This window comes from Mesorhizobium sp. B1-1-8, from assembly GCF_006442795.2.
Lineage (GTDB): Bacteria > Pseudomonadota > Alphaproteobacteria > Rhizobiales > Rhizobiaceae > Mesorhizobium.
Map to the genome: position 1 here is coordinate 3,874,558 of NZ_CP083956.1, position 23,786 is coordinate 3,898,343.

General features: G+C 63.7%; 21 protein-coding genes. 8 read left to right on the forward strand and 13 right to left on the reverse strand.

Annotated features, from left to right (window positions below; translation table 11 throughout):
• Positions 1–45 precede the first annotated feature (45 nt).
• Complete coding sequence (locus FJ974_RS18840; protein WP_181177351.1) at positions 46–1,581, forward strand: DEAD/DEAH box helicase; 1,536 nt, start codon at positions 46–48, stop codon at positions 1,579–1,581.
• A gap of 57 nt (positions 1,582–1,638) precedes the next feature.
• Here the strand turns inward: FJ974_RS18840 and FJ974_RS18845 are convergent, their stop codons facing one another.
• From FJ974_RS18845 to FJ974_RS18890, 10 genes are all read right to left on the reverse strand, one after another.
• Entirely contained in the window at positions 1,639–2,247 is a 609-nt protein-coding gene (locus FJ974_RS18845; protein ID WP_140539294.1) for a hypothetical protein, read from the reverse strand.
• Positions 2,248–2,524: 277 nt separating this feature from the next.
• On the reverse strand, positions 2,525–3,676 hold the full coding sequence (gene ltrA, locus FJ974_RS18850; protein WP_226891296.1) for a group II intron reverse transcriptase/maturase: 1,152 nt from the start codon (positions 3,674–3,676) through the stop codon (positions 2,525–2,527).
• A 698-nt stretch (positions 3,677–4,374) separates the two neighbouring features.
• The gene (locus FJ974_RS18855; RefSeq protein ID WP_140538322.1) at positions 4,375–5,025 is read right to left on the reverse strand and encodes an OmpA family protein; all 651 of its coding nucleotides are present in this window, start codon (positions 5,023–5,025) and stop codon (positions 4,375–4,377) included.
• 157 nt (positions 5,026–5,182) lie between these two features.
• Positions 5,183–5,551, reverse strand: coding sequence for a GFA family protein (locus tag FJ974_RS18860; protein ID WP_140538323.1), 369 nt, complete (start codon positions 5,549–5,551; stop codon positions 5,183–5,185).
• 160 nt (positions 5,552–5,711) lie between these two features.
• The gene (locus tag FJ974_RS18865) at positions 5,712–6,083 is read right to left on the reverse strand and encodes a hypothetical protein (RefSeq protein ID WP_140538324.1); all 372 of its coding nucleotides are present in this window, start codon (positions 6,081–6,083) and stop codon (positions 5,712–5,714) included.
• A 300-nt stretch (positions 6,084–6,383) separates the two neighbouring features.
• The gene (locus tag FJ974_RS18870; RefSeq protein WP_140538325.1) at positions 6,384–6,788 is read right to left on the reverse strand and encodes a GFA family protein; all 405 of its coding nucleotides are present in this window, start codon (positions 6,786–6,788) and stop codon (positions 6,384–6,386) included.
• A gap of 77 nt (positions 6,789–6,865) precedes the next feature.
• Positions 6,866–7,997, reverse strand: a protein-coding gene (gene prfB / locus FJ974_RS18875) for a peptide chain release factor 2 (RefSeq protein WP_140538326.1) whose coding sequence is annotated in 2 segments (ribosomal slippage) — positions 6,866–7,930 and positions 7,932–7,997 — 1,131 coding nt in all. Because the reading frame shifts where the segments join, the coding sequence is not laid out codon by codon here.
• 128 nt (positions 7,998–8,125) lie between these two features.
• Complete coding sequence (locus tag FJ974_RS18880; RefSeq protein ID WP_140538327.1) at positions 8,126–10,570, reverse strand: penicillin-binding protein 1A; 2,445 nt, start codon at positions 10,568–10,570, stop codon at positions 8,126–8,128.
• A 233-nt stretch (positions 10,571–10,803) separates the two neighbouring features.
• Positions 10,804–12,003, reverse strand: a complete 1,200-nt coding sequence (locus FJ974_RS18885; RefSeq protein WP_226891297.1) for an N-acetylmuramoyl-L-alanine amidase — start codon at positions 12,001–12,003, stop codon at positions 10,804–10,806.
• Positions 12,004–12,329: 326 nt separating this feature from the next.
• A complete protein-coding gene (locus FJ974_RS18890; RefSeq protein ID WP_140538328.1) occupies positions 12,330–12,623 on the reverse strand; it encodes a hypothetical protein in 294 nt (97 codons plus the stop codon).
• 89 nt (positions 12,624–12,712) lie between these two features.
• Here FJ974_RS18890 and FJ974_RS18895 point away from each other — a divergent pair, with 89 nt between their 5' ends.
• On the forward strand, positions 12,713–15,640 hold the full coding sequence (locus tag FJ974_RS18895) for an Rne/Rng family ribonuclease (protein WP_140538329.1): 2,928 nt from the start codon (positions 12,713–12,715) through the stop codon (positions 15,638–15,640).
• A 176-nt stretch (positions 15,641–15,816) separates the two neighbouring features.
• On the opposite strand, the gene FJ974_RS18900 is transcribed toward FJ974_RS18895, so the two are convergent.
• Together FJ974_RS18900 and FJ974_RS18905 are read right to left on the reverse strand one after the other, a co-directional pair.
• On the reverse strand, positions 15,817–16,746 hold the full coding sequence (locus FJ974_RS18900; RefSeq protein ID WP_181177292.1) for a glutaminase: 930 nt from the start codon (positions 16,744–16,746) through the stop codon (positions 15,817–15,819).
• Positions 16,747–16,751: 5 nt separating this feature from the next.
• Entirely contained in the window at positions 16,752–17,900 is a 1,149-nt protein-coding gene (locus FJ974_RS18905) for a pyridoxal phosphate-dependent aminotransferase (protein ID WP_140538331.1), read from the reverse strand.
• Positions 17,901–18,051: 151 nt separating this feature from the next.
• Here FJ974_RS18905 and FJ974_RS18910 point away from each other — a divergent pair, with 151 nt between their 5' ends.
• The 6 genes from FJ974_RS18910 (at position 18,052) to aat (ending at position 23,374) form a co-directional block, all read left to right on the forward strand.
• On the forward strand, positions 18,052–19,440 hold the full coding sequence (locus tag FJ974_RS18910) for a M48 family metalloprotease (protein ID WP_181177293.1): 1,389 nt from the start codon (positions 18,052–18,054) through the stop codon (positions 19,438–19,440).
• A 58-nt stretch (positions 19,441–19,498) separates the two neighbouring features.
• Positions 19,499–20,305, forward strand: a complete 807-nt coding sequence (locus FJ974_RS18915; protein ID WP_140538333.1) for a DsbA family protein — start codon at positions 19,499–19,501, stop codon at positions 20,303–20,305.
• A gap of 145 nt (positions 20,306–20,450) precedes the next feature.
• Positions 20,451–20,885, forward strand: a complete 435-nt coding sequence (gene aroQ, locus FJ974_RS18920) for a type II 3-dehydroquinate dehydratase (RefSeq protein ID WP_140538334.1) — start codon at positions 20,451–20,453, stop codon at positions 20,883–20,885.
• Between the two features lie 26 nt (positions 20,886–20,911).
• Positions 20,912–21,373, forward strand: a complete 462-nt coding sequence (gene accB / locus FJ974_RS18925) for an acetyl-CoA carboxylase biotin carboxyl carrier protein (protein WP_140538335.1) — start codon at positions 20,912–20,914, stop codon at positions 21,371–21,373.
• A 12-nt stretch (positions 21,374–21,385) separates the two neighbouring features.
• Positions 21,386–22,735 carry an acetyl-CoA carboxylase biotin carboxylase subunit gene (gene accC / locus FJ974_RS18930; protein WP_140538336.1) on the forward strand — a complete coding sequence of 450 codons (1,350 nt, stop codon included), beginning with the start codon at positions 21,386–21,388 and terminating at the stop codon, positions 22,733–22,735.
• Positions 22,736–22,756: 21 nt separating this feature from the next.
• A complete protein-coding gene (gene aat / locus FJ974_RS18935; RefSeq protein ID WP_140538337.1) occupies positions 22,757–23,374 on the forward strand; it encodes a leucyl/phenylalanyl-tRNA--protein transferase in 618 nt (205 codons plus the stop codon).
• An 11-nt stretch (positions 23,375–23,385) separates the two neighbouring features.
• Here the strand turns inward: aat and FJ974_RS18940 are convergent, their stop codons facing one another.
• A complete protein-coding gene (locus tag FJ974_RS18940) occupies positions 23,386–23,772 on the reverse strand; it encodes a hypothetical protein (protein WP_140538338.1) in 387 nt (128 codons plus the stop codon).
• Positions 23,773–23,786 lie beyond the last annotated feature (14 nt).

Below are 23,786 nucleotides of genomic sequence, written 5' to 3' on the forward strand. Positions count from 1 at the left end.
CGGATGCCGTCGCGCTTTCCCAAACCAGCCAAAGACATCAAACACTTGTCCTCAGACACCACGACCGCTCACGAAGCGTTGACATTCACGGACCTCGGCCTGTCGCCAAAGGTCCTCTCCGCAGTCACCGACGCCGGCTACACCAAGCCGACCCCGATCCAGGCCGGCGCCATTCCGCACGCGCTGCTCGGCAAGGACGTGCTGGGCATCGCCCAGACCGGAACCGGCAAGACCGCCTCCTTCGTTCTGCCGATGCTGACGCGATTGGAAAAGGGGCGAGCCCGGGCGCGCATGCCGCGCACGCTGATCCTCGAGCCGACGCGCGAGCTCGCCGCGCAGGTCGAGGAGAACTTCATCAAATACGGCAAGAACCACAAGCTCAACATCGCGCTCCTGATCGGCGGCGTTTCGTTCGAGGAACAGGACAAGAAGCTGGAGCGCGGCGCCGACGTGCTGATCGCGACGCCAGGCCGCCTGCTCGACCACCGCGAGCGGGGCAAGCTGCTCCTCAACGGCGTCGAGATCCTCGTCATAGACGAAGCCGACCGCATGCTCGACATGGGTTTCATCCCCGACATCGAGCGCATCTGCGAGATGATCCCGTTCACCAGACAGACGCTGTTCTTCTCGGCGACCATGCCGCCGGAGATCACCAAGCTCACCGAAAAATTCCTGCACGCGCCGGTGCGGGTCGAGGTTTCGAAGGCGGCGTCGGCGGCCACCAACATCATCCAGAGGCTGGTGAAGTCCGGTTCCAAGCCTTGGGACAAGCGCGAAACGCTGCGCAACCTGATCAAGGCCGAGGATGCGGAGCTGAAGAACGCCATCATCTTCTGCAACCGCAAGATCGAGGTGTCGGAACTGTTCCGCTCGCTGCTGAAATATGATTTCGACGCCGGCGCGCTGCATGGCGACATGGACCAGCGGGCGCGCATGCAGATGCTAGCCAATTTCCGCGATGGCAAGCTGCGTTATCTGGTGGCATCCGATGTCGCGGCGCGCGGCCTCGACATCCCCGATGTCAGCCACGTCTTCAACTATGACGTGCCGATCCATGCCGAGGATTACGTTCACCGCATCGGCCGCACCGGCCGCGCCGGGCGTTCCGGTAAATCCTTCACCATCGCGACCCGTTCGGACACCAAATACATCGATGCGATCGAAAGGCTGATCGGCACCAAGATCGAGTGGCATGACGGCGACCTGTCGACGGTGACCGAAAGCGCCGGCGAGGAAGCGCCGCGCCGTGGCCGCGGCGCCCCGCGCCGCGCCGGCCGCAAGGACGAGGACCGCAAGGTCAAGAAGGACCGTCGCGCCAAGCCTGTCGAGGACGAGGCAGCCGAGCACGACGAGCAGCCGATCGCCGAGATTGCCGACATTGCCGAGCGCCGCGCGCGCAAGGATGCGATCCGCTCCGAAAACGATCGCAAGGGTTCCGCCGACCGCAACGAGCAGCGTGGCGAGGCGCGTGCGCCGCGCGACCAGAATCGCCCGGCCCGCCACCGCCGTGAGGAAGATGACGGCACCGTCGGCTTCGGCGACGACGTGCCGGCCTTCATGCGGATAGTCGCCAAGGTCTGAGCTGTTTCGCGGGCAAGCCGACTTACCGGCTTGCCCTCTCGATAAGCCAGCTTTCCGTTACATCGGCCCCGGCATCATCTTGGTCGGTTTCTCCAGCATGGGAAACTCGGCCTTGCTGCATTTCACGTTCGAGTTCGTCGGGCTGAACATGCCGTTGGGGTTGTCTTTGAACAGCCATGCATGAAGGTCATAGTGGACGAACTCCCTCGGAATGAGCGGATAGTGCCCCTCCATGGGCCCCATGAATTTCTGGCCAAAGAGCACGGGAACTTCCTTGGTGTCCGGCGTCAGCGGCACCAGCCATTCCGCGGCTACCAGCTTCAAGCCTTTCTTGGTCGGCTCATAGATCAAGACGTTGGGTTTCATCGGGTCGAGCTTCTGGCCGACGCTGGGCACGTTGACGAAATGGATGCCCATGGCGCCCTTCGGATAGTTCATCGTGCCCGGTAATTTTTCACCGCTGTAGTAGACGCAGCCGACGGTCGACAGATAGAGGTCGCGGACGGCGGCGGTGTAGTCCTCGTATTTGGCGAGCGACTTTTTCAAGGCATCGATGTCGGCCTTGTTGGCGTCCTCGGCCTGGGCCGCGGCGGCGCTTAACCAAGCGCCAATGAGACCTGCCAAAACGAAGACGCCGCAGCGCCCAAGGCGAGCTGTTCCTGTCATGCATTCCTCCCAGATTTTATGATCTGGCCGTGCAAGACCGAGGCGAGATGCTGATTGCGCGGCCGTTTATTGCGCCCCATCCCCTCTGGAACAGCATCGATGCTAGTCCTTTCCGCGGTTGCGGAAAAGCAGTTCGTTAGGACGAGCTAATTCTTCCGGCTGGCGGCATGGAGTTGAGAAACGCCGGCATCCGCTCAATCGGGATAGGGGGAAGCCTCGCGGCTCCTCCCCTCCCACACCACCCTGCGTACGGGTCCGTACAGGGCGGTTCGATTGGTTATGCGGTCTTGGCGGGTTCGATGGAAGCGAGGCCGATGCTTGCGAGGAAAGCATTTGGCAGGGCAATGGCGAGCGCGGGACTGTTGCTGATGCGCCAGGGACCGTGCGCACTGCCGGCGGTTTGTGCCGCCAGCTCGCGCCCGACACCCCGGCGCCGCAGCTCCGCGAAGCGGGTGCGCCCGCGCGTCCACTGTTTCCATGCGATGGATCGCAGCCTTCGCCTGATCCACCGGTCGAGGTCGCGCAGCACCGACGGGGTTTCGCAAAAGCCGAAGTAGCCGCGCCATCCTTTCAGATAGGTCGACAGCTCCTTGGCTATCAGCACGAGGCTTGCGCCCCGCGTCCGCATCGTCAGCACCCGCACGCGCTCCTTGAACCGGGCGACCGCCTCAGGCGCGATCCGACGCCTTGGCGTCTTCTCGTCCGTGAAGCTGAAGCCGAGGAACTTGCGCCGGTGCGACGGGGCGACCGCGCTCTTGTGCGTGTTGACCTTCAGCTTCAGACGCCTGTCGAGGAAGCGTTCGACGCTGGCCATCACCCGTTCACCCGCCCGCACACTGCGCACATAGATGTTGCAGTCGTCGGCGTAGCGCACGAAGCAATGCTTGCGTCGCTCCAGTTCCTTGTCGAGTTCGTCCAGCATCAGATTCGACAGCAGCGGCGAGAGCGGGCCGCCTTGCGGCGTTCCCTCATCGATTGGGCCGACCAGCCCGCCTTCGAGCACTCCCGAGGTCAGAAAGCCCCGGATCAGACGAAGGAGGCGCGGATCGGATACCCGCTTGGCCACCAGCCCCATCAGGATGTCGTGGTTGACCCGGTCGAAGAACTTCTCCAGGTCGATGTCCACCACGATGCGGTGGCCCGACGCGATGAACGCTTGCGCCGCGGCAACCGCCTGATGTGCCGAGCGTGCGGGTCGGAACCCGTAGCTCGACGCGCTGAACCCGTCATCCCATGCGTCCTGCAGCTCCTGCATCACCGCCTGCTGGATAAAGCGGTCGAGCACTGTCGGGATGCCGAGCGGACGGGTGCCGCCGGACGCCTTCGGGATTTCGACGCGCCGCACCGGTTGCGGCTTGTAGGAGCCTTCGAGCAATTGGGCACGAAGTTCGGGCCAGTGGTCTTTCAGATGCAGCGCCAGCCTCGACACTCATGCCGTCGATCCCCGGCGCTCCCTTGTTGCGCCGGACCTGCGCCAGCGCCTTCCTCAGATTGTCGCGCTCGACAATCGCTTCCATGCACGGTCCGGCCATCGCCGCCGGGCTTTCGGAGGCGGCGTTCGCCGCACGGGCTTCGGTCCCTGCCCCAGAGCGGTCGCGGGCTTCACCCGCTCCCATCTCGGAGAAGGCCAGCTCAAGCTGGGTTTTCCGCCGCATGGCCAATGCGAGAACTCCGTCCTACTCGTCCTTCCAACCGTTCGAGCCTTCGCCTCCGGGCAAGCCCGGCGGCTACTATGCCCTCTGCTGACTTCTGCGCCGCGATCGGCACGCCTCACGGCGGGCTCAGTCCGGAATTCCGGACACGGCGCAGATCTCCCGAGGTAAGATCGACCGCCTTCCCCGCACACCCGCCGGATTTACCACCCCGGTCCTTGATGACCATGGACTTCGCGGTCACGTGCCCGCTCGTCCGGCCGGGTAGGCCTCATATCCGGTTCTTGTCCATCGGGTCGCGGGTTTGCTCCACGCTTCCTTCAGACCCCGCCTCACGACGACGCCCTTGCGCTTCGCTAACCCTTCGCCGTCATCAGGCTGGGTAGAGGACTCACACCTCCGAGCTGTCGATCATGCTCGGCACACACGAAAACGGCCCCTTGCCGGGGCCGTTTCGCATTCGGTGGCTGACAGATCAGGTGAGCGGCGAGAGCTGGATCTCGACGCGGCGGTTCTGCTCGCGGCCAGCGGCGGTCGCATTGGATGCGATCGGGCGCGTCTTGCCGAAGCCGGTAACGGCGAAGCGGCGGGAATCGACGCCCTGACCGGAGAGGTAATTGGCGACTGCCAGAGCGCGGCGCTGCGACAGGTCGAAATTGTGCTCGTCGCCGCCGGTCGAGTCGGTGTGGCCGAAGACGTCGACCGTGGTCTGGCGGAACTTCTTCAGCACCAGCGCCACCGAGTTCAGCACCGGATAAAAGCCCGGCTTCACCGCATCCTGGTCGACATTGAAGGTGATGTCGGACGGCATGTTGAGGATGATCTGATCGCCGCTGCGGGTGACGCTGACGCCGGTGCCTTGCAACTGGCGGCGCAGTTCGGCCTCGTTCTGGTCCATGGTCGCGCCGATGGCGCCGCCGGCAAGCGCGCCGATGCCGGCGCCGATCAGCGCGTTGCGGCGGTCGTTGCCGCCGGCGAGCAGGCCGAGGCTGGCGCCTGCCAGGGCGCCCAACCCGGCGCCGGCCGCCGTGTTGGAGATCTTCTGGTCACCGGTATACGGATCGGTGGTGGTGCAGGCGCTCACGAGCACAGCCGTCGCCATGACGACGAGCACGGTTTTCTTCATAAGATTGTCCCTCTCCAAATCACGGCCCTTGCGACCGCGCCAAATCAGCCCTTCCGCATGCCTTGTAGCATGAAATGCGGCGAAAAACGGAACGGCGAAGCCGCCCGCAAAACTTCAGCCGGCTGCCCTTCGCCCCGGCTATCGTGCCGCCGCCTTTCTACCAGAGATTCTTGCCGTCGATGACCACCACCTCGACCTTGTCGAGGTCGAAATCGTCGAACAGCCGCGAGTTCACGCTGACCCTCGGATTGTCGAAGTCCGGTTGGCCGCTCGACCAGTCCGGCGTTTCGGTAAAGGTGCCGCAGCCGCAAATGGCGCAGAACCCGTGTTTGACGGTTTTGGAGCCCCAGCGGTAGAAGGAAACGTTTTCAGCCGGGCTGGTCAGCTTGAATTGCGAAGGAACGTGATAGGCCCATAGCGACCCGCGCTTGGAGCAGAAAGAACACGTGCACTGCGTGACCGTCCGCGGCGCTTCCGAAACCTCGAATGTGGTCGCCTTGCAGTGGCAGCTTCCCTTGATGGTCATGACGTCACCTCTCTCCGTTGTCCGCCGCCCTGGCTGGCGACGGCAGCATAAAGAAGCGGTCCTGACAACCCGTCTGTCAGCAGGCTTGGCAGCCACGCGCTGCCGTGATCAAGGCCTCACACGCCTTGGAGCATCGGCCTGGCCGCGTCAGCTCAAAGGTCTAGTAAGAGGGCGGCGGCACGAACAGGCAGATGGTCTTGCCGGCATCAAGCCCGGCCTGATGCGCGCACCAGTGGTACTCGCCATCGGGTGAATTCTTGACCCGCTTGTCGCTATACGCAACCACCTCGCCCGTGCCTTTTATGACGTAGCCTTCGGGCCGCTCGCCGACCGATGATTGCGGGACTTCCTTGCAATCGTAGTTGGCGCAGCAGGCGAAGGGATAACTCCACCCCTGCGGCTTAGCCGCCGTGGGTAGTGCATCGTGGGCGAAGGCGGGCATGGACAGCAGCGCCCCGGCCGCGAGCAGAGAGAACAGGAGTCGGCCGGCCGGTCGAACGGCTTGAGCCGACCTTAGGGTGGCAGCAGACATCGAAACATTCCTTTCGAGCATCAAGCGGTTTCGCTTGCCCGTTCCCGGAACGTGTCTTCCCAGTGGCCGGATCGTCAGTCGCAGACAAGCCGCGTCCGGCCATAAATGCTTGTTCCCACAACCCGAAGGCTGGGCTGATTCCTTGGCCGGCGCAAGAAGCGATCGTTTGATCGGAATCGCATCCACGCGCCGGCGACTGCGGCAAAAAATCGTGCGCCGGCTTGGTTAACCCACGGATCAAGGCAGGCCGGCGACCGGGGCGCTTAACAACGAAGTTCCGGTCGCAGAGGTTCCGGCCTGTCAGCCGGTGGCATGCTCAACAAATTGTGGCAGATCGTCGGCGATCGTGAACCATGGCGCCTTGGATCCGACAAAAATGTGCGCACTCGGGCGGATGCTCGGGTCGTCTGTCAGCGACCCCATGGCGATATGGACGTAAGCGCCCTGGCGCACCACCGAATAAAGCAGTGAACCGCACTGCCCGCAATGCGCATCATGGCCGCTTGCATCGCCGAAGATCAGCAACTTGCCATCGCCGGCAGTCAGGCGGAACTTGTCGCGCTCGATGCCGGCGAAAGGCTTGAAGGCCGAACCTGTCGTGCGCCGGCAGTTCGAGCAATGGCAGTTCGCGGCATAGGCGAATTCGTCCGCCACCTCGTAGCGAGCGGCGCCGCAAAAACATTTTCCGGAAAGCGTGCGCGTCATCACTCCTCCTCCCGCCACGGCGCTCAGGATATGTCGCGATTCAGGTCAGGCCGGCCTCACCCGAATATCGGGATATCCTAGTCGAGGTCCGCCACCATCTCGCCTGCACCACCTTCAATGCGGTGCGATAGTGAGGCTTCCATGAACTCGTCGAGATCGCCGTCGAGCACGCTCGACGGGCTGGTGCTTTCGACGCCGGTGCGCAGATCCTTCACCAGTTGGTAGGGCTGCAGCACGTAGGAGCGGATCTGGTGCCCCCAGCCGATATCACTCTTCGAGGCCTCGGTGGCATTCGCCACCGCCTCACGCTTCTTCAGCTCTTCCTCGTAAAGGCGCGAGCGCAGCATTTCCCAGGCCTTGGCGCGGTTCTTGTGCTGCGAACGTTCCGCCTGGCAGGCGACCGCGATGCCGGTCGCGAGATGGGTGATGCGGACCGCCGAATCGGTGGTGTTGACATGCTGGCCGCCCGAACCGGAAGAGCGGTAGGTATCGATGCGGACGTCGGATTCCGAAACGTCGATATCGATCGTGTCGTCGATGACCGGATAGACCCAGACGCTGGCAAAGGAAGTGTGGCGGCGCGCATTGCTGTCGTAAGGCGAGATGCGCACCAGGCGGTGGACGCCGGATTCGGTCTTCAGCCAGCCATAGGCGTTGTGGCCCTTGATCAGCAAGGTGGCCGACTTGATGCCGGCCTCCTCGCCGTCGTGGACCTCCAGCACCTCGACCTTGAAGCGTCGGCGCTCGGCCCAGCGCGTATACATGCGCAACAGCATCGAGGCCCAGTCCTGGCTCTCGGTGCCGCCGGCGCCGGCATGGATTTCGAGATAAGTGTCATTGGCGTCGGCCTCGCCCGACAGCAGCGTCTCGACTTGGCGGGCCTTGGCTTCACCCTGCATGGAGCGAAGTGCTGCTTCGGCTTCAGCGACGACGCCTTCGTCGCCCTCTTCCTCGCCAAGCTCGATCAGGCCGATATTATCTTCCAGCGCCTGGGTCAGGCCCTTCACCGCGGCGATGCCTTCCTCGAGGCCCTGGCGTTCCCGCATCAGCTTCTGCGCTTCCAGAGGATCGTTCCACAGACTGGAATCCTCGGCGCGGACGTTCAGGTATTCAAGCCGCTTGATGGCCTGATCCCAGTCAAAGATGCCTCCTCAGCAGGGTTATCGCCTGCCTGATCTCGTCGACAATGTTGAGCGTTTCCGCGCGCATGGCTTCTGGTTCTGTCCTGTTGTTCTTGGTTATTGTTCGGGATAGGCGCGATACATAGGCACGGCACCGCCGCCTGTAAAGCGAAATGGCCGGCTCCATCCAGCCGGCGCATTCGATATCGGGAGATGTCAGTAGAGGCCGCCGCCGCCGTCCTGAATGGCCTGATTGGCCTGCGGGGACAGCCCGCCGCCGGAGCCGTTGGAGCCGTCCGCGCCCATGCCGATCACCCAGTAGCTATCGGCCGGGCCGGTGCCGGGCTTGAAGGCCTCGATGATGGTGTTGGGATCGCCTTCGGCCGCGCGCATGCCGGTCTTGCGGTTGATGGGGATCAGCTTCATGCCGTCGGGAACCTGGAAGTCGACATTGGGCGTGCCGTCCAGCGCCACGCGCGCGAAATCCTTGAAGATCGGCGCCGCCAGGCCGCCGCCCGTGGCGCCATGGCCAAGGCCGCGCGGAGTGTCGTAGCCCATGTAGAGGCCGACGACGAGGTTCGGGGTGAAGCCGATGAACCAGGCATCCTTCTCGTCATTGGTCGTGCCGGTCTTGCCGGCGATGTGGCGGCCGAGCTCGCCGATGGTGGCGCCGGTGCCGCGCTGCACGACGCCTTCCATCATCGAGGTGATCTGATAGGCGGTCATAGGGTCGAGCACCTGCTCGGAATTGTCGACCAGCTCCGGCTCCGGCTGGTTCTTCCATTCGCTGGCGTTGCAGCCTTCGCAACCGCGCTCGTCCTGCTTGAACACGGTCTTGCCGTAACGATCCTGGATGCGGTCGATCAGCGACGGTTTGATCGACTTGCCGCCGTTGGCCATGATCGAATAGGCCGACACCATGCGCATGACCGTCGTCTCGCCGGAGCCCAGCGCCATCGGCAGATAGGGCGCCAGGTGGTCGTAGACGCCGAAGCGTTCGGCATATTCCACGACCAGCTTCATGCCCATGTCGTTGGCGAGCCGCACCGTCATCAGGTTGCGCGATTTTTCGATGCCGGAGCGCAAGGTCGCCGGGCCGGCGACGGTTCCGTCATAGTTCTTCGGCGTCCATGTCGTGTTGCCGCTCTGGATGGTGATGGGGCCGTCCATGATCACCGACGCCGGCGTGTAACCGTTGTCGAGCGCCGCCGAATAGACGATCGGCTTGAACGAGGAGCCGGGCTGGCGCATCGCCTGCGTCGCGCGGTTGAACTCCGACTGCGCGTAGGAGAAGCCGCCGACCATGGCCAGCACGCGGCCGGTATGCGGGTCCATGGCGACCAGGCCGCCTTCGACCTCCGGCACCTGGCGCAGGCTGTAGGCATTGTCGGAGCCGTCGTTCTTCTGCACGAAGACGACGTCGCCGGGCTCCAGCACATCAGCCGGCGACTTTGCCTTGACGGTCTTGCCATTGACCACATGGCGCATGGCAAAGCCCATGTCGTCCTTGCTGACGGTGCCTTCGACGCGTTCCTTGACAATGTCGCCGGAAGCCTGCCGCGCCGGCTGGATACCGATGGTCAGACCATTGGCGGAACTGTCGAGCACGACGGCGAGCGTCCATTCCGGCACGTCCTCCAGCCCCTTGACGTTGCCGAGCGGCACGCCCCAGTCGCCGGAAACGTCGATATGGGTCACCGGCCCGCGATAGCCGCGCAGCGTGTCGTATTTCAGCAAGCCGTTCTGCATCGCCCTGCGGGCAATAAGCTGGATCTTCGGGTCGAGCGTGGTGCGCACCGACAGGCCGCCTTCCAGGAGCGCGCTCTCGCCGTAGCGGGCGATGATCTGGCGACGCACCTCCTCGGTGAAATATTCGCCTGCGAACAGATAGGAGCCGGTGCGGCGCGGCGTCACGCCGAGCGGTTCAGCCTTCGCCTTGGCGCCCTCTTCTGGGGTTACGTAACCGTTCTCGACCATCTGGCCGATGACCCAGTTGCGCCGCTCGATCGCGCGATCGGCGTGCTTGAAGGGATTGTAGTTGGCCGGACCTTTCGGCAGCGATGCCAGATAGGCAGCCTCGGCCACGGTCAATTCGTTCACCGATTTGTCGAAATAAGTAAGTGCGGCGCCGGCAACGCCATAGGCGTTGAAGCCAAAGAAAATCTCGTTGAGATAGAGTTCGAGGATACGATCCTTGGAGTAGGCCTGCTCAATGCGGAACGACAGGATGGCTTCCTTGACCTTGCGTTCCATGGAACGCTCGTTGCTCAGAAGGAAGTTCTTGGCGACCTGCTGGGTGATCGTCGAACCGCCCTGCGTCGGTCCGCCCGAGACATAGGCAATCACGGCCCGGCCGAGGCCCGTTATGTCCACGCCAGGATGGTTGTAGAAATTCTTGTCCTCGGCCGACATGAAGGCTGCCTTGACGCGGTCCGGAATCGCCTGGATCGGCAAGTAAAGACGCCGCTCGCGCGCATATTCGGCCATCAGGGAGCCGTCCGAAGCGTGGATGCGCGTCGTCACCGGCGGTTCGTATTTGGCCAGCACCTCGTAGTCGGGCAGGTCCTTCGCCAGATGGCCGACATAGATCGCCACGCCCGCAGCGACCAGCAGCGCCAGCATCGTGCCGATGCCGAAGAAATAGCCGATGAGACGAATCATGCCCGCTCCAGTCCGAGGTTCGGGATTTTCCTAAACGAAGCCGACTGTCGTGCAAGCTTCCCCGGGGCGGTCCCAATCCGCATCGGAAAACCCATGTCGCGACCATGTGGACAAAATGCGGCAGCGCGATGTTTCAGGAACTCGACGGCAGAATAATAGCGCCGGGTGTTGTCGTCGTGCAACGCCGCTTGTGGTTGTGAGGCCGCTTGCGGTTGTGCGCAGGAGCGGCGCGGTCAGCCGCCTGCCCGGGCCGCAGTCTTTGCCGTGGCAAACAGGGCAACGGCATTGGTTATGCTCTGCGCCGCCTTGCCGCGCCAGTCGGCGTTGAGCAGCTGCGCCTCGTCCTTGGCATTCGAAAGATAGCCGAGCTCGACCAGCACCGAGGGGACATCGGGCGCCTTGAGCACCTTGAAGCCGGCCGAGCGCTGCGGATTGTTGATCAGGCCGACGCTCGTCGACAACTGGCCGACCAGCGTGTGGGCAAAGCTCATCGAGAAGCTGTGCGTCTCGCGGCGGATCAGGTCGATGAGGATGTCGGTGACCTCCTTGTTGTCGTCCTTGATCACCATGCCGGCGAACTGGTCGGACAGGTTTTCGCGATCGGCCAACGCCTGGGCTTCGGGGTCCGACGCCTTGTCGGAGAGCGTATAGACGGTCGCGCCGCGAAGGCCTCTGACATTGATGGTGTCGGCGTGGATCGAGATCAGCAGGTCGGCCTCGTGCTGGCGGGCGATACGCACGCGATCATCGAGCCGCAGGTACTCGTCGCTGTCGCGCGTCATGAACACATCGTATTTGCCGACCGCGGCGAGCCTGTCGCGCAATTCGGCGGCGAAGGCGAGCGTGACGTTCTTTTCGACCGTGCCGGCGGCGCTCTCGGCGCCGCCGTCGACGCCGCCATGACCAGGGTCGATGACGACCGTGAAGCGATGGCCGGGGTTGGAGATCGGCCCGGTGCCGACCCGGCCGCCCTTGTCGGTGGAGACGGTCGAGCCGGTCGTCAGCGCCTGGTTGGCAAGCGCCTGGTCGAATTCGCGCTCGGACGCCGCCGACATGTCGATGGCGATGCGGTAGCCGCTGCCGTCGTCATTCTTGAGCACGTCGAGCTTGTCGATGGCGAAGGGGCCCTTGCCGGTAAGGATCAGCCGCGAGCCGTCGCCCTGGTCGCCGTAGCGCACGGCCTGGACAAGGCCGCGCGGCTTCACGTCCTTGGCGCTGATGGCGAATCGCGTGCGCGGCAGGTCGACGACCAGGCGATTTGGGCTGCGCAGCAGGAACCACTTGATGTCGGGCTCGCGGTCGAAGCTCATCACGATGCGCATCCTGGTGGCGTCGCCCGCCATCTTGTAGCCGGTCGCGCCAAGCAGGGAATCGGCGCGTGAGACGGCCGTCAAGCCAAGCAGCATCGCCAGCAGGAAAAGAGCCCACGCCATAGGCCGCATAGCCCCGGCGGCGCCACGCCCCTTGTCTGCGGTGCCTGCCAGTCCCATCTTTCTTCAGTCGCTCCCCGGTTTGGCGCCGCGCGCCGGGTCTTTTCGTAGGAAATGCCTGTCAGGCCGCCAACTCGATTAACGATTGGTATCCAGAGAAGGTTAACCAAGCCTTTTCATATGGTGAATTGGAACGCTGCCTCCCCTTGCGGAAGCGCTTTTTGCCGGCATCCGAAATCGGGGTTGCCTTCCACCCCGCCAAATCATAAAAGCGACATTGGATCACTGCAATCCTGGAACCGCCTATCTCTGCAGTTTCCTGCTAAAGGTCAGATAAGGCGGCTCCTTTCGCATGCTGCGAAAAGGCTCAGGTGATCGCGACGAATTTCGCAGGCGTGCTCCCGTGGCGGGGGAATCGCTTGCGTGAGGAAAACGGCCGGGTCGACCCGTGCCGGCTCCACGTGAGCAAACAAGCTGGTCCGGCTCAAGTCCGGGCTTTGGTTCAAAAGGTTCTGCTGGGTGCCGATGGCTTCAAGCGCAATCATGGAAAGGTCCGCATCGAACCGCGCCATCGTGGCTGCGGGCGGCACCGCCATTGCGCTGAAGCGGCGGCCGGCGGACATTCAATTATCCGGCATCCACACAAATGGCACGCAGCGGCGGGTTTTGCCCCGCCAGCTGTGGCTTACGGCTGCCGGGGGGAAACGAAATAATGCCCAACAAAATGCTGATAGACGCCTCCCACCCGGAGGAAACACGCGTCGTTGTCGTTCGCGGTAACCGCATCGAAGAATTCGACTTTGAATCCCAGGACAAGAAGCAGCTCAAAGGAAACATCTACCTCGCCCGCGTAACCCGCGTCGAACCTTCCCTCCAGGCAGCCTTTGTCGAATATGGCGGCAACCGTCACGGTTTTCTCGCCTTCAGTGAAATTCACCCCGACTATTACCAGATCCCGGTCGCCGACCGTCAGGCTCTGCTGCGCGCCGAAGCGCAGGAGGCCGAGGACGAAGACGCCGAAGAGAGCGACGGCGACGAGCAGCAGGCCCGCGACCGCGGCCGTCGCAGCCGCCGGCGCGGCGGCAAGAGCCGCGACCGCGGCGAGCATAAGCGCGACGCTGAAGCCGCCGGCTCTGAAGAAAGCGGTGAAGGCGCAGAGGAAACAGTCGCCGCAACCGGCGAAACCGGCCTTGAAGCCGGCGAAGCGGGCGGCGATGCAGACAATGCCACAACTGAGACCGCCGAGGTAAATACTGAGGTCGCCGAAGCGGCGCCCGAGGCGGCTAACGACCACGAGAGCGCTGCCGCCAGCAATGACAGTCCCGAGAGCGGCAATGACGAGCCTTCCGAAGGCGGCCCGACCTCGATCGCCGCAAGCATCGAAGCCGATGTGATTTCCGAAGCGGTGCCGCAGGCCGAGACGACCGGCGAAGCCATCTCCAGCGACAATGACCGCGGCATGCTGGAAGAGGTGCAGTCCTCGCATCCGGACGAGCACGAGATCGAATCGGTGGGCGCCGAGGACGCGCTGGAAGAGGTGCGCAACCGCCGCAAGCCGGTGCGCCGCCAGTACAAGATCCAGGAAGTCATCAAGCGCCGCCAGATCCTTTTGGTGCAGGTCGTCAAGGAAGAGCGCGGCAACAAGGGTGCCGCACTCACCACCTATCTCTCGCTCGCCGGCCGCTATTCGGTCTTGATGCCCAATACCGCGCGTGGCGGCGGCATCTCGCGCAAGATCACCAACGCACAGGACCGCAAGCGGCTGAAGGAAGTCGTCGCCGATCTTGAAGTGCCGCAAGGCATGGGCGTCATCCTGCGCACCGCCGGCGAAAGCCGCACCAAGGCGGAGATCAAGCGTGACTACGAATATCTGATGCGGCTTTGGGAGAACGTCCGCAATCTGACGCTGCAATCCTCGGCCCCTGCCCTGGTCTATGAGGAAGGCAGCCTGATCAAGCGCTCGGTGCGCGACCTCTACAACAAGGATATCGACGAGATCCTGGTCTCCGGCGAGGACGGCTATCGCGAGGCCAAGGACTTCATGCGCATGCTGATGCCGAGCCACGCCAAGGTGGTTCAGCCCTTCCGCGACACCACGCCGATCTTCGTGCGCAACGGCATCGAGGCACAACTCGACCGCATGCTGCAGCCGCAGGTGACGCTGAAGAGCGGCGGCTACATCATCATCAACCAGACCGAAGCGCTGGTTTCGATCGACGTCAACTCCGGCCGCTCCACCAAGGAGCATTCGATCGAGGACACCGCGCTCCACACCAACCTGGAAGCCGCCGAGGAAGTCGCCCGGCAATTGAGGCTGCGCGACCTTGCCGGCCTGATCGTCATCGACTTCATCGACATGGAGGAGAACCGCAACAACCGCTCCGTCGAGAAGCGGCTGAAGGATCACCTCAAGAACGACCGCGCGCGCATCCAGGTCGGCCGCATCTCGCATTTCGGCCTGATGGAGATGTCGCGCCAGCGTATCCGCGCCAGCGTGCTGGAATCGACCATGAAGCCCTGCCCGCATTGCGGCGGCACCGGTCATGTGCGTTCCGACTCCTCGGTGGCGCTGATGGTGGTGCGGGCGATCGAGGAATTCCTGCTCAAGGATTCGCGCAGCCACATCACCGTGTGCACGCCGGCGGCGACTGCGCTTTATGTGCTCAACCACAAGCGCTCCACGTTGGTGGAGCTTGAGGCCCGCTTCGGCCTGACCATCACGATCGAGGCGGACGACACGGTCGGCGCGCAGCATTACGCGATCTTCCGCGGTGCGCTGGCCGAAAAGCCGGAAGGCTTTGTCGAGATGCGGAGCCTGCCGGCCTATGTCGAGCCGGAAGAGCCCGAGGACGAGACCGTAGTCGAGGAAGAGGACGAGGTGTCGGTCGAGGCCGAGCAGCCGCGGCATCCGCAGCAGCAGGGGCAGCCGCAGCAAAGGTCGGAGGACGGCGAAGGCCGCCGGCGCCGCAAGCGCCGCAGGCGGCGCGGCGGCAAGGATCGCGACCGCGACCATGAAGCCCACGCCGACGCCATTTCGGCACCCGCCGCGGCGGAAGCGACCGCGCCGGCGGGCGAAGCAAGCGCCGAGGTCAAGGCTGGCGCGCCTGCCGGCGCCGAAGCAGAAGACGGTCAGGGCAAGAAGCGCCGGCGCGGCAAGCGCGGCGGCAAGCGCAATCGCCATGAGGGTGAAGGTTCGGTCGAAGCCGTTGCCGGAGAGACCGCCGACGGCTTTGAAGACGAGGCCGCGGAGGGCGGACCTGCTGAAAGCCAGCCGGCCCCGGTGATCGCGGAGGAGCAGGCCGCCCCGGCGGCCGCCAATGACGATGCTCCCGAGGCAGACAAGCCGAAGAAGCGCCGCGCATCAAGAGCGAAGAAGGCAGTCGCGGAAACGGTCGCCGAGACTGCGGGCGAAGCGGTGTCGGAACCCGTAGCGGAGCCCACTGCAACAGTTGCGGTGCCGGAGCCCGAAGCTGCGGCCGCCGCCGCCGAGCCGGAACAACCCATCCATCCGACGCGGCGCAAGCCTACCCCGATCGACGCGCCCGTCGTTCCGGTGGTCTCGTCGAATGTCTCCGACGAAGCCAAGGCCGAGGAGAAGCCGAAGCGCGCCGGCTGGTGGCAGCGGAAGGGCTTTTTCTAGACTTTTCAGATTATTAGGCTTTATTAGCAATCCCGCGCCTTCCGGAAGGACGGCGCGGGATTCTCGTTTTGCCGCTAAAGCGTGTCGCGTGAAAAACGATTCACGCGACCTGCTTTGGTCTTTAATTTGAGCATGTCTTTATCCCGAAACCGCTGCACACTTTCGGGAGACATGCTTTAAGGCGCGAAGATCGACCAGTTCATCATCCTGGCGAGCTTCTCCAGCGCGATCGAGCCGAGCTTGGAGTTGCCGTTCTCGTTGAGGCCGGGCGACCATACGGCCAGCGAGGCCACGCCGGGCACGACGCCCAATATGCCGCCGCCGACGCCACTTTTGCCGGGAATGCCGACGCGGAAAGCGAAATCGCCGGAACCGTCATAGTGGCCGCAGGTCAGCATCAACGCGCCGATGCGGCGCGCCCGTTCGGCCGAGACGACCGAATGTCCGGTCGCCGGGTTCCTGCCGCCATTGGCGAGAAAGCGGCCGGCCATTGCCAGCTGCCGACAGCTCATGGCGATGGCGCAGTGATGGAAATAGACACCTAGCGCCAGCTCCGGCTCGTGATGGAGATTGCCGAAGGATTTCATGTAGTTGGCCAAAGCGAAATTGCGGTAGCCGGTGGCCCGCTCGGAGGCCGCGACCTCACGGTCGACGATGATCGTATCGTCGTCTGCGAGGAACTGGATGAAACGCAGGATTTCGCCGATCGCCTCGCGCGGCTGATGGCCGGCAAGCAGGATGTCGGAAACGATGATGGCGCCGGCATTGATGAACGGATTGCGTGGAATGCCGTTCTCGTGCTCCAGCTGGACGATCGAGTTGAACGGATTGCCCGACGGCTCGCGGCCGACACGCTTCCACAGCGCGTCGCCGACATGCCCAAGCGCCAGCGTCAGCGTGAACACTTTCGAGACGCTCTGGATCGAAAACGGCTGGTCGGCATCGCCGGCGACGATGACGCGGCCATCTTTGGTGACGGCGGCGATGCCGAACTTCTTCGGATCGACCTTGCTGAGCTGCGGGATGTAGGTGGCGACATCGCCGCGATCGGTCCGCTCCGCCATTTCGGCGGCGACCTCGGCAAGCGCCTGTTCGAGTTCCGGCATGGCGTCTATTTCAGCCAGCGTTCGATGCGCGCGATCGCCTCGACCATGTCGTCATGGCTGCCGGCATAGGAAAAGCGCATGGTGCGATGGCCCTGCAGCGGATCGAAATCGCGGCCGGGCGTTGCCGCCACATGCGCTTCGGCAAGCATTTTTCGCGCGAAGGCCATGCTGTCATTGGTGTGGCGTGTGACATCGCAGAAGGCATAGAAGGCGCCGTCCATCGGCGACGCCAGCGGAAAGCCTAGGTCAGGCAGGCGCTTCATCAGCAGGTCACGGTTCCAGGCATAGCGCGCCTTCACGGCCTCCAGCTCCTGTGTGGCCTTGAACGCCTCGATCGCGGCGAGCTGCGACAGTTCCGGCGGCGAGATGTAGAGGCTCTGGGCAATGCGCTCGACCGGCCGCACCAGCTCTTCCGGCAGCACCATCCAGCCGATGCGCCAGCCGGTCATGCAGTAGTATTTCGAGAAGGAATTGATCACCGTCACGCCAGTGCCATGTGCCAGCGCCGTGACGTCCGGCGCGGCATAGGCCAGCCGGTGATATATTTCGTCCGAGATCGCCGCGATGCCTAACTCCTCCGCTGTTTTGACCAGCGCCGAAAGCTCGTCGGCGGGGATGACAGCGCCGGTCGGGTTGGCGGGGCTGGCGAACAGCACCCCCTTCAGCGGCTTTTCGCGATGCGCATCTTTGAGGTGTTCGGCATGCAGATAAGCATCGCCGCCGAGCTCGATCTCGACGATCTCGATGCCGAGCGCGGCCATGATGTTGCGGTAGGCCGGATAGCCGGGCGCGGCGATGGCGACACGGTCGCCCGGGTCGAACATGGCGAGAAATGCCAGATTGAAGGCGGCGGACGAGCCGGTGGTGACGGCGATGCGGGCCGGCGCGACATCGATCCCGTAATGCTCGCCATAATGCTCGGCGATCGCCTTGCGCAGCTCGGTCAGGCCGAGCGCGTCGGTATAGCCGATGCGTCCATGCTTCAGGGCGGCGGCGGCAGCTTGCCTGACCCCGGCCGGCGCCGGGTCGGACGGCTGGCCGACCGCCATCGACACCACGGGAACGCCGGTGGCCTTCAGCCGGTTGGCTTCGGCCAATATGTCCATGGCGTGGAACGGCTCGACCTCGCCGCGGCGTGAAAGCGAAACGACCATTTGAACTCTCGTCATGCCTGCCTTTTGCCTGCGCCGCACAAATGCCCGATTGATGTGGGGATCACAAGCGCGCACGAAGTTATTGATGCCGACTTTCCATCCTTCGCCGGCTCGTCTACCAGTGGACTGTCATGTTGAGCCGACCCGACCGATGATCGTCAGATCGACCCCAGTGCGAACCGGCCGCGGATTCGCCACGCTGCTACTTGCCGCCGCTATGGCGGTCACAAGTTCGGTCAGCGCCTTCGCGCAAGGCGTGCCGGTGGTGCGCGACGCCGAGATCGAGGCACTGGTGCGCGACTATGCCCGCCCTATCTTCAAGGCGGCGGGGCTCGCCAATGACGGCATCGATATCGTGTTGGTCAACGATCAGAGTTTCAATGCCTTCGTCGCCGGTCGCCGCATGTTCATCAACACCGGCGCCCTGGTGCAGGCGGAAACGCCTAATGAGATCATCGGCGTCATGGCCCATGAGGCTGGCCATATCGCCGGCGGCCACCAGCAGAAGCTGCGCGATCAGCTCGAGCGCGCCAAGACAATGGCCATCATCGCCACGCTGCTTGGCGCCGGCGCAATGGTTGCCGGCGCCACCACCAAAAGCAGCGGCCTTGCCGGCGCCGGCATGGGCGTCGCCGCCGGCGGCGGCGAGATGGCGCAGCGCAGCATCCTCGCTTACCAGCGCACTGAGGAGATCACCGCCGACCGCTCGGCGATCACTTATCTCAACGCCACCGGCCAGTCCGGCATGGGCATGCTAAAGACCTTTGCCCGCTTCCAGAGTGCCTTGTCGCTGTCGGGCACCCAGCTCGACCCATACCGGATCAGCCACCCGATGCCGCAGGAGCGCATCGCCAACCTCGAAGTGCTGGTCAAGCAGAGCCCTTACGTCAACGCGGTCGACCCGCCGGCGCTGCAGCAGCGGCACGACATGATGCGCATCAAGATCGCCGCCTATACCCAGGGCCAGGCGGCGGTGGCGCGACTGATGCGCAAGAACCCGGGCAGCCTTGCCTCGCGCTATGGCGACGCGCAGGTGACCTATCTATACGGCAATCCGGCTGCCGCGCTGGTCAAGACCGCGGCGCTGATCAAGGAGCAGCCGAAAAACCCTTATTTCCAGGAACTGCGCGGCGATATCCTGATGAAGGCCAACAAGCCGAAGGATGCGGCGGAGGCCTATGCCAAGGCGGTCAGCCTCGACCCGGCACGGTCGGGACTGCTGCCGGTCTCGCTCGGCCAGGCGCTGATGGCGATGGGCACGCCGGATTCGCTGAAGAAGGCGGTGGTCCAGCTCAATAACGGAATCGGGCGCGACAAGGAAAATGCCGATGCCTATCGCTATCTGGCGCAGGCCTATGGCGAACTGGGCGACATCCCGGCCGCCGACCTCGCCACGGCTGAAGAACATTATTATTCAGGCGACTACAAGAACGCGAAAATCTTCGCCATGCGGGCTCAACAGAAGTTGAAGCGCGGCGAACCTGACTGGCTTCGCGCGCAGGATATCATAAACTACACGCCATCGAACAAGCTCAAATGAACCTCCCGGCCGCACGCGGCGACTAGAGCGGACCGGGACAGGCAGAAGGATCGGATCTATGAACAAGGCAATCCTGCTCGGCAGCGCGGGCGTGGCGGTGGCGCTCGGCATGCTGGCTTTCGGCTTCGTGGCGGGAAGTCCACAGGCGGCGAAGGCCGATACGGCGCAAGTCGTCCAGGTCGCCTCGGCGGACACCAAGATCGACCGCAAGGAAGTCGAAGGCATCATCCGCGACTATCTGCTGAAGAACCCCGAGGTTCTGCTCGAGGTCCAGGATGCGCTCGAGGCCAAGCAGAAGGAAGAGCAGCGGCTCGCCAATCTCGGCGTCATCAAGAAAGCCAAGGACGAGATTTTCAATTCCACCTTCGATGGCGTCGTCGGCAATCCGAACGGCAAGGTAACCATCGTCGAGTTCTACGACTACAATTGCGGCTTCTGCAAACGCGCCATCGAAGACATGAAGGCGCTGACCAAGGCCGATCCGGACCTGCGCTTCGTGCTCAAGGAATTCCCGATCCTCAGCCCGGAATCCCAAAAGGCCAGCATCGTCTCGATGGCGTTCCATCTGATGATGCCGCAGAAGTATGGCGAATTCCACACCGCGCTGCTCGGCGGCCAGGGCCGCGCCAACGAAGCGACCGCCATGAAGGTCGCGCTGTCGCTTGGCGCCGACGAGGCGAAGCTGCGCGAGAAGATGAAGGACCCCAGCATCAACGAGGCCCTTTCCCGGACCTACGACCTTGCCACCAAGCTGTCGATCACCGGCACGCCGTCTTATGTGGTCGGCAACGAGGTTATCTTCGGCGCGCTCGGACAGCAGGTTCTCGCCGAAAAGATCGAGCAGGCCAAGGCCGCCGCGCTCTAAGCGCAGGCAGGTAGCGCCAACAGGCGGTTTTCCGCCTGTTGTGGACAGCAAAAGAACGCACTTGCGCTCTTTTCGCAGGCGACTATGCCCATTATAGAGGCCCAGTGCGCTGGCTTGGGGCCGGCGCCAGACAAGGTCGGCATTCTTGAAAACGGTTTTCGTCCTCAACGGTCCCAATCTCAATGCGCTCGGCAAGCGCGAGCCGGGGATTTATGGCGGCAAGACGCTGGCCGCGATCGCCGAGGATTGCAAGGCGGCGGGCGCCGCGCTCGGACTGGAGATCGATTTCCGCCAGTCCAATCATGAGGGCGACCTCGTCGACTGGATCCAGGAAGCCGGCGACAAGGCCGCAGGCATCGTCATCAATCCCGGCGCCTACAGCCACACCTCGATTGCCATTCACGACGCCATCCGCGCCATCGCGCCGCTGCCCGTCCTAGAAGTCCATCTTTCCAACATCCACGCGCGGGAGCCTTTCCGCCACGTCTCCATGGTTGCGCCGGTCGCTGTCGGCATGATCTGCGGGTTCGGGCCGCTTGGCTACACGCTCGCGCTGCAGGCACTGGCGGCACGACTGTGACCGGCTCCCAAACAGAAGGCTCGAAAATGGCGATAAAGAAGAACGGTGTTGACCAGCAGTTGATCCGCGATCTGGCGGGCATACTGAACGACACCAATCTCACCGAGATCGAGGTCGAGCTCGGCGACCTGAAGGTTAGGGTGTCGCGCCAGTCGCAGGCCATCCATGCGGTTGCCGCGCCGCTGCCTGCAATCTCAGCGGCGGCAGCGCCGGCCCAGCCGGCCGGAGCGGTAACCGCGCCTGCGGATCCGGCCAAGAACGCAGTCCCCTCGCCGATGGTCGGCACCGCCTATCTGGCGCCTTCGCCCGACGCCAAGGCTTTCATCGAGGTCGGGCAGAAGGTCAAGGAAGGCCAGACGCTGCTCATCATCGAAGCGATGAAGACGATGAACCAGATCCCCTCGCCGCGCGCCGGCACGGTGACGGCGATCCTGATCGAGGACGCCCAGCCGGTCGAATACGGCATGCCGCTCGTGGTCATCGAGTAGAGCAGCGGGCAGATGTTCCAAAAGATCCTCATCGCCAATCGCGGCGAAATCGCCCTCAGGGTGCTGCGCGCCTGTAAGGAGCTCGGCATCCAGACAGTGGTGGTGCATTCGACGGCGGATGCCGACGCCATGCATGTGCGGCTGGCCGACGAGAGCGTCTGCATCGGCCCGCCGCCGTCGCGCGACAGTTACCTCAACATCCACCAGATCGTCGCCGCCTGCGAGATCACCGGCGCCGACGCGGTGCATCCGGGCTATGGCTTCCTGTCGGAAAACGCGAAATTCGCCGACATCCTCGCCGCCCACAACATCACCTTTATCGGCCCGTCGGGCGACCACATCCGTGTCATGGGCGACAAGATCGAGGCCAAGCGCACGGCAAAGCGCCTCGGCATCCCGGTCGTGCCGGGTTCCGACGGGGCGATCAACGACGACAGGGAAGCGAAGCGCGTCGCCGCCGAAATCGGCTACCCCGTGATCATCAAGGCTTCCGCCGGCGGCGGCGGCCGCGGCATGAAGGTGGCGCGCACCGAAGCCGACCTCGAAGTGGCGCTGCAGACGGCCAAGTCGGAAGCGGGCGCTGCATTCGGCGACGACGCCGTCTATATCGAGAAATACCTGGAAAAGCCGCGCCATATCGAGGTGCAGGTGTTCGGCGACGGCGCCGGTCGCGGCGTGCATTTCGGCGAGCGCGACTGTTCGCTGCAGCGCCGCCACCAGAAGGTCTGGGAAGAAGCCAATTCTCCCGCACTCAATGCGGAGGAGCGGGCGCGCATCGGCGGCATCTGCGCCAGCGCCATTGCCGATCTCGGCTACTCCGGCGCCGGCACGATCGAATTCCTCTATGAGAACGGCGAGTTCTACTTCATCGAGATGAACACCCGCCTGCAGGTCGAGCATCCGGTGACCGAGGCGATCACCGGCATCGACCTCGTGCACGAGCAGATCCGCGTCGCCTCGGGCGGCGGGCTTTCGGTCAGGCAGGAAGACATCAAGTTCACCGGCCACGCCATCGAGTGCCGCATCAACGCCGAGGACCCGCGCACCTTCACGCCGTCGCCCGGCACGATCACGCATTTCCATACGCCGGGCGGCCTCGGCATCCGCGTCGATTCCGGCGTCTATTCCGGCTACAAGATCCCGCCTTACTATGACAGTCTGATCGGCAAGCTGATCGTGCATGGTCGCAACCGTGTCGAATGCATGATGCGGCTGCGTCGCGCGCTTGACGAGTTCGTCGTCGACGGCATCAAGACGACGCTGCCGCTGTTTCGCGACCTCGTCGGCAATCCGGACATCGCCAATGGCGACTACGACATCCACTGGCTGGAAAAATATCTGGCCGAGGAGGATCACGCCTGAACTTGCAGCTATAATGCCGCGATGACACGCCCCTATGCGCCCGGCTATCGCATCCCGACCGACCTGCTGCTGAAAGCCTACGCGTCGGGCGTCTTCCCGATGGCCGAGAGCGCGACCGATCCGGAAGTGTTCTGGGTGCGGCCGGAAACGCGCGGGATTATCCCGCTCGGCGGATTTCACACGCCGCGCAGCCTCAAGAAGACGATCCGCAAACACCCGTTCGACATCCGCTTCGATTTCGACTTCGAAGCGACGATCGACGGCTGCGCCGAAAAGCGCGAGGAGCGCCGCTCGACCTGGATCAACGCGCCGATCCGCGAAGCCTATGTCGAGCTCTACCGGCTCGGCCACTGCCATTCGGTGGAGGCGTGGCGCGAAGAGCGGCTGGTCGGTGGTCTTTACGGGGTTTCGCTCGGCCGTGTGTTCTTCGGCGAAAGCATGTTCGCGCGCGAAACCGATGCCTCGAAAACCTGTCTCTATTATCTGGTCGAGCGGTTGAAGGCGCGCGGCTTCGCGCTGCTTGACACGCAGTTCACCACCGAGCACCTGAAGCGCTTCGGAGCCGTCGACGTGCCGCGTGGCCAATACGAGAAGATGCTGGCCGCAGCGCTGAAGGGCGAGGCCAGTTTTTATCCCTGACGGATCAGGTCTCAGCCGCCAGCCGACGTTTCGATCGGCGTCTGCGCATGAAACATCATCTTCCAGCCGTTGACGCGGTGGACGTAGCCGGTGCTGACCAGAGCGGCGTAGGGCTCGCCGTTTTCGCGGGTCGCGTGGGCCTCGTAGGTCAGCATGACGATGTCGCTGCCCGGCTCGACCATGCCTTTCAGCCTGATGTCGAGATCGCGCCAGCGATTGGGCTTGCTGGCGGTCTGGGCCAATTCGGCATTGGTCATAGCCTGCGCCATCTGTGGAAAGGCGACGAGGCATTCCGTATCGGCATTGGCCTCGTAGAAGGCGGAGTCTCCAGTCCAGAAGCCTTTCTCGAGATCGAGAAGCTCCTCCTTGTTGGCGGTAATCGGCTTGGTTTTGGCCATGGCGGAATCCTCCT

Coding starts and splice junctions, on each gene's coding strand:
- FJ974_RS18865 (WP_140538324.1), bottom strand. CDS start 6,083: ATGTCTGCTGCCACCCTAAGGTCGGCTCAAGCCGTTCGACCGGCCGGC.
- FJ974_RS18880 (WP_140538327.1), bottom strand. CDS start 10,570: ATGATTCGTCTCATCGGCTATTTCTTCGGCATCGGCACGATGCTGGCG.
- FJ974_RS18905 (WP_140538331.1), bottom strand. CDS start 17,900: ATGGTCGTTTCGCTTTCACGCCGCGGCGAGGTCGAGCCGTTCCACGCC.
- aat (WP_140538337.1), top strand. CDS start 22,757: ATGACACGCCCCTATGCGCCCGGCTATCGCATCCCGACCGACCTGCTG.
- FJ974_RS18890 (WP_140538328.1), bottom strand. CDS start 12,623: ATGTCCGCCGGCCGCCGCTTCAGCGCAATGGCGGTGCCGCCCGCAGCC.
- FJ974_RS18860 (WP_140538323.1), bottom strand. CDS start 5,551: ATGACCATCAAGGGAAGCTGCCACTGCAAGGCGACCACATTCGAGGTT.
- FJ974_RS18915 (WP_140538333.1), top strand. CDS start 19,499: ATGAACAAGGCAATCCTGCTCGGCAGCGCGGGCGTGGCGGTGGCGCTC.
- FJ974_RS18885 (WP_226891297.1), bottom strand. CDS start 12,003: ATGGCGTGGGCTCTTTTCCTGCTGGCGATGCTGCTTGGCTTGACGGCC.
- FJ974_RS18940 (WP_140538338.1), bottom strand. CDS start 23,772: ATGGCCAAAACCAAGCCGATTACCGCCAACAAGGAGGAGCTTCTCGAT.
- FJ974_RS18895 (WP_140538329.1), top strand. CDS start 12,713: ATGCCCAACAAAATGCTGATAGACGCCTCCCACCCGGAGGAAACACGC.
- FJ974_RS18900 (WP_181177292.1), bottom strand. CDS start 16,746: ATGCCGGAACTCGAACAGGCGCTTGCCGAGGTCGCCGCCGAAATGGCG.
- FJ974_RS18870 (WP_140538325.1), bottom strand. CDS start 6,788: ATGACGCGCACGCTTTCCGGAAAATGTTTTTGCGGCGCCGCTCGCTAC.
- FJ974_RS18845 (WP_140539294.1), bottom strand. CDS start 2,247: ATGACAGGAACAGCTCGCCTTGGGCGCTGCGGCGTCTTCGTTTTGGCA.
- FJ974_RS18910 (WP_181177293.1), top strand. CDS start 18,052: ATGATCGTCAGATCGACCCCAGTGCGAACCGGCCGCGGATTCGCCACG.
- FJ974_RS18855 (WP_140538322.1), bottom strand. CDS start 5,025: ATGAAGAAAACCGTGCTCGTCGTCATGGCGACGGCTGTGCTCGTGAGC.
- accB (WP_140538335.1), top strand. CDS start 20,912: ATGGCGATAAAGAAGAACGGTGTTGACCAGCAGTTGATCCGCGATCTG.
- accC (WP_140538336.1), top strand. CDS start 21,386: ATGTTCCAAAAGATCCTCATCGCCAATCGCGGCGAAATCGCCCTCAGG.